This window comes from Mesorhizobium sp. M1A.F.Ca.IN.022.07.1.1 (genome assembly GCF_003997575.1).
Lineage (GTDB): Bacteria > Pseudomonadota > Alphaproteobacteria > Rhizobiales > Rhizobiaceae > Mesorhizobium.
The window spans coordinates 1-6,785 of sequence record NZ_RZST01000319.1 but is presented as its reverse complement, the minus strand read 5'-3'; the positions used below and the strand labels follow the sequence as shown (position 1 = coordinate 6,785).

Genomic DNA, 6,785 nt, shown 5'->3' with positions numbered 1-6,785 from the left:
CTCGATGTTCCGCTCGGCCACATCAACGCTGCCTATGTGCGCAGCCATTTCGACGCGATGGAAGTCGGCATCAGCGACGGCCCGCGTCCCGACGAGATCTTGTTCTGCCTCGCCATGACCTGCGGCCCGCGCGTCCACAACCGCATGGGCGGCCTTGCGGCCGAAGACATCAAGGCTTGGGACGGCTTGAGATGAGCGGCGAGGACAATCTGCTGCGGCTGGTCGAGGCCGAAGAGCTGGACGAGAACAACTACCATCTGCAGGACCAGGTCGGCTTCATCCTGCGCAAGGCGCATCAGCGCCATGTGGCGATCTTCGCCTCCCACATTAGCGATCTGACGCCGCCGCAATTCGCCGCTCTCGCCAAGCTCTACGACATCGGCGAGACCTCGCAGAACCAGCTCGGCACGCTGATCGCCATGGATGCCGCGACCGTAAAGGGCGTCATCGACCGGCTGAAGGCGCGCGGGCTGGTCGAGCTTTCCAAGCACGAGGTGGACAAGAGGCGGCTGCTGGTCAATCTGACGGCTGAAGGCCGCGAGGCGATCGAGCGGCTGATCCCGCTTGCGCGCACCATCACCGAGGAAACGCTGGCGCCGCTCACGGCCAAGGAGGCCGCGACCTTCTTGCGGCTGCTGGCGAAGCTGGCCTGATCAAACCTCCGGATCGACCCCGAACATCTCCTTGACCTGCTTAGGCGTATAATAGCCGAGCCGGACATCCTCGGCGATCTGTTTCGGATCACGCTCGCGCGGATCGCCATAGCCGCCGCCGCCGGGCGTGCCGACACGCACGCGGTCGCCGGCCTTGAGCGCGATATCCTGCTCTTTCGACAGATGCGGCGGCACATGCGCTTCGCCGCCCCGGAACACGGTCACGCTGTTCGGCGCGCCGTCCCTGCCGCCAAGCGCGCCCTGCGGCCCGAAACGGCCATGGTCCATGACGAAGGACGCGCGGGCTTCACCGCGCAATATCTCGACCTCGTAGGCGAGCCCGAAGCCGCCGCGATGTTTGCCGGCGCCCCCGGAGCCTTCGCGCAGCGCGTAATGGCGGTAGAGCACCGGGAACGCCTGCTCCATGATTTCGACCGGCGGCGATTTCGAAATGCCGATGGTCGAGCATCCATTGCTCAAGCCGTCATGACCCGCATTGCCGCCATAGCCGCCGCCCGAAATCTGGTACATGACATAGTCGCGGCCGCGCGTCGGGTCGTTGCCGCCGAGCGCGAAATTGCCGCTGGAACCGGCGGGCGCTGCCGTGACCTTCTCCGGCAAGGCTTGCACCATCGCCGCGAACACGGCCTCGGCGATGCGCTGCGAAACCTCCGCCGCGCAACCCGAGACCGGCCGCGGATATTTGGCGTCGAGGAAGGTACCTTCCGGCCGCTTGACATTGAGCGGCTCGAACGCGCCGGCGCTGATCGGCACTTCGGGGAAGATATGGCGCATGGCGAGGTAGACTGATGACAGCGTCGTCGCCAGCACGCTGTTCATCGGGCCTGCGCAGGGCTTTGACGAGCCGGCGAAATCGAAGGTCAGGCTGTCGCCCTTCTTCTCGACGGCGAGATTGATGGTCAGCGGCTCGTTCACCACGCCGTCGGAATCGACAAAAGCCTGCGAGCGGTAGACGCCGTCCGGGATAACGGCGATCGAGGCGCGCATCTGTTCGGCGGCGCGGCGGCGCAATTCGGCGATCGCCTCGACGACGGTTTCGTCGCCGTAACGATCCAGGATTTCATTGAGCCTGTCCTGGCCGATCAGCAGCGCCGCAGCCTGGGCGCGGATGTCGCCGATGCGCTGGTCGGCGACGCGAATGTTGGAGCAGATGATAGCGTAGATCTCGGGATCGAGCACGCCCCTCTTGAACAGCTTCACCGGTGGCAGCCGCAGACCTTCCTGCTCGACGGCGGTGGCCGAGGCCGAGAAGCCGCCAGGCACCGCGCCGCCGATATCCGGCCAATGGCCGGTGTTGGACAGCCAGCAGAAGATTTTGCCGTCGCGGTAGACCGGCATGACGAAGCGCACGTCCATCAGATGCGTGCCGCCGAGATAGGGGTCGTTGACGATGTAGATGTCGCCGGGCTCGGGGGCCAGGCAGCGCCCGTCGGCGATCATCTCGATCACCGTCTTGGTCGAATACTGCATGACGCCGACGAATACCGGCAGGCCCTGGCTGCCTTGCGCGATGAGCGAGCCGTCGGCGGCGGAATAGATGCCGTCGGAGCGGTCATTGGCCTCGGCGATCACCGGCGAGAAAGCGGCGCGGGAAAACGTCAAATCCATCTCGTCGCAAACTTGCTGCAAGGCGGCCTGCAGCACCGAAAGCGTGATCGTGTCGAGCTTTGCCATGTTAGGCCTCGCCGATGTCGATGATAATGTTGCCGTCGTCGTCCGAACGCGCATGATCGCCGGGCTCAAGCACGGTGGTGGCGTCCATCTGCTCGAGGATCGCCGGCCCCTCGATTGTTGCGTCGAGCGGCAGCCTCTCGCGCGCATAGACCGGCGTGTCGTGCCAGCGCCCGCTGTACCAGACCGGCCGGATCTCGCGCCGCGCCTCCTCGAGCGTCGCCGCGCGTCCTGCCGGGTCGATCAGCTGAGACAGGTCGATCTGCGGCCGCACACCCGTCACCGAGGTGTTGAGGTTGACGAGATTGGCGCGGATCTCCGGCAGTTCGACCTTGAAACGCGCGAAATAGGCTTTTTCGAACAGCTGCTGCAGCGTCGCCCGTGAAACCGAGGATGACGGCAGCGGCACGTTGATGATGTGCGTCTGGCCGACGAATTGCATGTCGGCGGAGTGGGTGACGCGGATTGCATCGGGCTTCACTGCTTCCTTGCCGATCAGCGACTCGCCTTCGTTTCGGTGCCGTTCCAACAACTCGCGAAGCTTTGCTTCGTCGAGGCTCGCTACCGGCTGGTTGACCGTATTGACGAAGTCGTGCCTGAGGTCGGCGACGACGCAGCCGAGCGCGTTGGTGATACCCGGGCGTGCCGGCACCACCACTTTCGGCAGGCCGAGTTCGCGGGCCAGCGCCGTCGCGTGCAGCGGCCCGGCGCCGCCGAAGGCGAACAGCGCGAAATCGCGCGGGTCGTGGCCGCGCGACACCGAAACCATGCGGATGGCGCCCGCCATCTTCATGTTGCCGAGCCTCAAGATGGCACCGGCCGCCTCGACGCCGGAAAGGCCCGTGTGCCTGCCGATTCTGTCCTCGAAGATTGCGGTGACGCGCTCGACAGTGACCGGATTGTCGACCGCAAGCAGCTTCTTCGGCGCCAGCCGCCCGAGCACCAGATTGGCATCCGTGATGGTGGGTTCCGTGCCGCCGCGCCCGTAGCAGATCGGGCCGGGATTGGCACCGGCGCTGTCCGGGCCGATCTGGATCAGGCCGGCGGCGTCGACGCGCGCGATCGATCCGCCGCCGGCGCCGACAGTGTGCACCGCCACCATCGGCACATGGATCGGCATCGCATATTCGATCTCGATCTCGTTCGAGACCGCGGGCTCGGCATTGCGGATCAGCGCCACGTCGGTCGAGGTGCCGCCCATATCGTAGGTCACCAGGTTGGCGAAGCCGGCGCGCTTTCCCGTGTAAGCGGCGGCGATGACGCCGGAAGCCGGACCGGACATGACGGTCTTTGCCGATTCCTGCGTGACGAAGCGGGCCGAGATCATGCCGCCATTGCCGTTCATGATCAGGAAGTCGCGCGCATAGCCTTTCGCCGCGAGCTCCTTGCGCAGCCGTTCGACATAGCGCTCCAGGATCGGCTGCACCGAGGCGTTGACCGCCGCCGTCACGCCGCGTTCGAATTCGCGCGCCTCCGAAAGCAGCGCATGGCCGGTCGTGATGTGGCCGTTCGGCCAGAGCTCCGCCGCGATCTCGGCCGCGCGCCGCTCGTGCGAGGGGTTGGCGTAGGAATGCAGGAAATGGATGACGAGCGACTCGCAGCCGGCGTCGAGCAGCTTTTTCACGGCTTCGCGCATTTCGGCCGCGTCGAGCGGCAGGCGAACCGCGCCGGACGCCTCGACGCGCTCCGAAACTTCAAGCCGCAGATCGCGCGGAATGACCGGCACGAAGGTGCCCGTCATGCCATAGGCTTGCGGCCGCGTGCGCCGTCCAAGCTCGATCACGTCGCGGAAGCCGCGCGTCGTGATCATGCCGGTCCTGGCCAGCCGGCGCTCCAGCACGGCGTTTGTGGTGGTCGTCGTGCCGTGCACGATGAGGTCGATGCCCTCGACCGGCTTTCCGGTCGCGCCAAGTGCGGCGACCACGCCAAAGGCCTGATTTTCTACCGTCGTCGGGGTCTTGGCGATGTGCACCTTGCCGCCGGCCTTGCCGTCGATCAGGAGCAGATCGGTGAAGGTTCCCCCGACATCGATGCCGGCAACCACGCTTCCCGCCGACGCCGAAAATTTCTCATTCATTGCCGAAACCCGAAATGCCAGGACTACGGATATGCCTCGGTTTGGAAAGCCGTTTTACGCTGCCATCTTGACCTGAAGATCATTTGTATACTAATAAATTCCGGACACAAGAGCTTACCGCTTGGCAGTGTGCAGAGAGCACGTCGGAACCTGACCGTTCGGGCGCGCACGAGAAAGTTTGGCGCCAGCGCCTCGCGTCCGCGCCGGAAAGTTGGGTTTGATGAACACGACATCCGCGTTGAACCTCGCCGGCGCAAAGCCGCTGCAGTTCCCGATCCCGGCCAATGTCTATGCCGAGACCGTGGTGTCGGTGAAGCACTACACCGACCGCCTGTTCTCGTTTCGCATCACCCGCCCACAGTCGCTGCGCTTCCGCTCCGGCGAGTTCGTCATGATCGGGCTGCCCAATGCCGAGAAGCCGATCTTCCGCGCCTATTCCGTTGCCAGCCCCGCCTGGGACGACGAGCTCGAATTCTTCTCGATCAAGGTCCCGGACGGTCCTCTGACCTCCGAGTTGCAGAAGATTGAGGTCGGCGACACCGTCATCATGCGCCAGAAGTCGACCGGCACGCTGGTGCTCGACGCGCTGACGCCTGCAAAGCGCGTGTTCATGATCTCGACCGGCACCGGCATCGCGCCTTTCGCCAGCCTGCTGCGCGACCCCGACACCTATGAGAAGTTCGATCAGGTGATCCTCACCCACACCTGCCGCGACAACGCCGAGCTCACCTACGGCCAGGAACTGGTGGCTGCGCTCGAGACCGATCCGCTGATCGGCGAGCTGACCGGCGGGCGTGTCACGCTCTACAATTCGACGACCCGCGAGGAGTCGGCGCGCATGGGCCGGATCACGGCTCTGATCGGCTCGGGCAAGTTTTACTCCGACCTCGGCATCGACAAACTCAATCCGGAGACCGATCGCATCATGATCTGCGGCTCGATGCACATGCTGAAGGACGTCAAGGAGCTCGCCGAAAGCCTCGGCTTCCAGGAGGGCTCGCTCAGCCATCCCGCCAGCTTCGTCGTCGAGCGCGCCTTCGTCGGCTGAGGCATCTCCCAGTGTTTTGACCATGCGGTCAAAAACCTACTGCTTTTGCCGCCTTTTTTCCGCTATGAGCCACTGAAGGACTCGTGAAGGACAACTTCGCGGGCTATCTTCAGTGCACGTCGCTGAATGAAAGGGCAGGAGATGAGCAGCACCATCCGCGAGGCCGGCGCAGGCGCGTCCAAGATCATGCCGCTGCCGGCGCGTGCCGCCGCCAACACGCCGATGCCGCTGGAGCACGGCATTGCCCGCAATCCTGGCATGAAGCTGGACCTCGGCTTCCTCGAATCCGTGCGCAGCGTCAACCGCTCGGCGCTGGAGCGCCGCGTCGCGACCCTCACCAAGCGGCGCTCGATCAAGGCCGACAACCAGGCCGCCTGGCTGCTGCGCGCGATCGCCTGCATGGACCTGACCACGCTGAATTCCAACGACACCGACGAGCGTGTGCGCCGGCTCTGCGCCAAAGCGATCAATCCGCTGCGCCGGGACATCGTCGAGGGCCTCGGCATCGCCGACGAATCGATCCGCCCCGCGGCGGTTTGTGTTTACCATCCCTTCGTGGCCACGGCCGTGGATGCGGTGCGTGGCACAGGCATCCATGTCGCGGCCGTCTCCACAGCGTTCCCGCACGGCCTTGCGCCGCTCTCGACCCGCCTGCAGGAGATCGAGGCCTCGGTGAAGGACGGGGCCGACGAGATCGACGTCGTCATCCCGCGCGGGCTGGTTTACGGCGCCAAATGGCGCGAACTGTTCAACGAGATCGTCGCCATGCGCGCCGCCTGCGGCGAAGCCCATCTCAAGGTCATCCTAGGCACGGGCGATCTCGCCACCCTGCGCAACGTCATGCTGGCTTCGATGGTGGCGATGATGGCGGGCGCCGATTTCATAAAAACCTCGACCGGCAAGGAAAGCGTCAACGCCACGCTTCCCGTCGGGCTTGCGATGGTTCGCGCCATCCGCGCCTATTTCGAGGAGACCGGCTATCTGATCGGCTTCAAGCCGGCGGGCGGCATTTCCACCGCGAAGGTCTCGCTCGACTGGCTGGTGCTGATGAAGGAAGAGCTTGGCCGGCCCTGGCTCGAGCCGCAGCTGTTCCGCTTCGGCGCCTCCAGCCTGCTCACCGACATCGAGCGCCAGCTCGAACATCATTTGACCGGCCACTATTCGGCCAACCATCGCCACGCGATGGCGTGAGCCACCCCCCTCCCCCTTGCGGGGAGGGTCGCCGCGAAGCGGCGGGGTGGGGGTCGAAAAACAAATCTGCCTGATCCATGCACCAAACCATTAGCCATTTACCCCCACCCCGCCGCTTCGCGGC

The 6,785-nt window shown here is 65.1% G+C and carries 6 protein-coding genes; 4 read left to right on the top strand and 2 right to left on the bottom strand.

Translation table 11 applies throughout. From position 1 onward, the window contains the following. Nucleotides 1-195, top strand: a 195-nt coding sequence (locus tag EOA75_RS26380; RefSeq protein ID WP_164747568.1) for an amino acid synthesis family protein, incomplete at its 5' end; no start/stop codon positions are given. Then, the gene (locus EOA75_RS26375) at nucleotides 192-653 is read left to right on the top strand and encodes a MarR family transcriptional regulator (RefSeq protein ID WP_127239950.1); all 462 of its coding nucleotides are present in this window, start codon (nucleotides 192-194) and stop codon (nucleotides 651-653) included. The genes EOA75_RS26380 and EOA75_RS26375, both read left to right, overlap by 4 nt. Here the strand turns inward: EOA75_RS26375 and EOA75_RS26370 are convergent, their stop codons facing one another. Continuing rightward, nucleotides 654-2,348: a hydantoinase B/oxoprolinase family protein gene (locus EOA75_RS26370; protein WP_127325528.1), complete on the bottom strand. Its 1,695-nt coding sequence runs from the start codon at nucleotides 2,346-2,348 to the stop codon at nucleotides 654-656. Nucleotide 2,349: 1 nt separating this feature from the next. Then, nucleotides 2,350-4,422 (bottom strand): hydantoinase/oxoprolinase family protein, encoded by a 2,073-nt coding sequence (locus EOA75_RS26365; RefSeq protein WP_127325527.1) that lies wholly within the window; start codon nucleotides 4,420-4,422, stop codon nucleotides 2,350-2,352. 220 nt (nucleotides 4,423-4,642) lie between these two features. Between EOA75_RS26365 and EOA75_RS26360 the strand changes: the two genes are divergently transcribed. Together EOA75_RS26360 and deoC are read left to right on the top strand one after the other, a co-directional pair. Beyond that, nucleotides 4,643-5,470, top strand: coding sequence for a ferredoxin--NADP reductase (locus EOA75_RS26360; RefSeq protein ID WP_066996144.1), 828 nt, complete (start codon nucleotides 4,643-4,645; stop codon nucleotides 5,468-5,470). Between the two features lie 141 nt (nucleotides 5,471-5,611). Beyond that, nucleotides 5,612-6,661 carry a deoxyribose-phosphate aldolase gene (deoC, locus tag EOA75_RS26355; RefSeq protein ID WP_127216780.1) on the top strand — a complete coding sequence of 350 codons (1,050 nt, stop codon included), beginning with the start codon at nucleotides 5,612-5,614 and terminating at the stop codon, nucleotides 6,659-6,661. The last annotated feature ends 124 nt before the right edge of the window (nucleotides 6,662-6,785 follow it).

Excerpts from the sequence above, each read along its gene's own strand:
- EOA75_RS26375 (WP_127239950.1), top strand. The coding sequence starts at position 192 with ATGAGCGGCGAGGACAATCTGCTGCGGCTGGTCGAGGCCGAAGAGCTG.
- EOA75_RS26370 (WP_127325528.1), bottom strand. The coding sequence starts at position 2,348 with ATGGCAAAGCTCGACACGATCACGCTTTCGGTGCTGCAGGCCGCCTTG.
- EOA75_RS26365 (WP_127325527.1), bottom strand. The coding sequence starts at position 4,422 with ATGAATGAGAAATTTTCGGCGTCGGCGGGAAGCGTGGTTGCCGGCATC.
- EOA75_RS26360 (WP_066996144.1), top strand. The coding sequence starts at position 4,643 with ATGAACACGACATCCGCGTTGAACCTCGCCGGCGCAAAGCCGCTGCAG.
- deoC (WP_127216780.1), top strand. The coding sequence starts at position 5,612 with ATGAGCAGCACCATCCGCGAGGCCGGCGCAGGCGCGTCCAAGATCATG.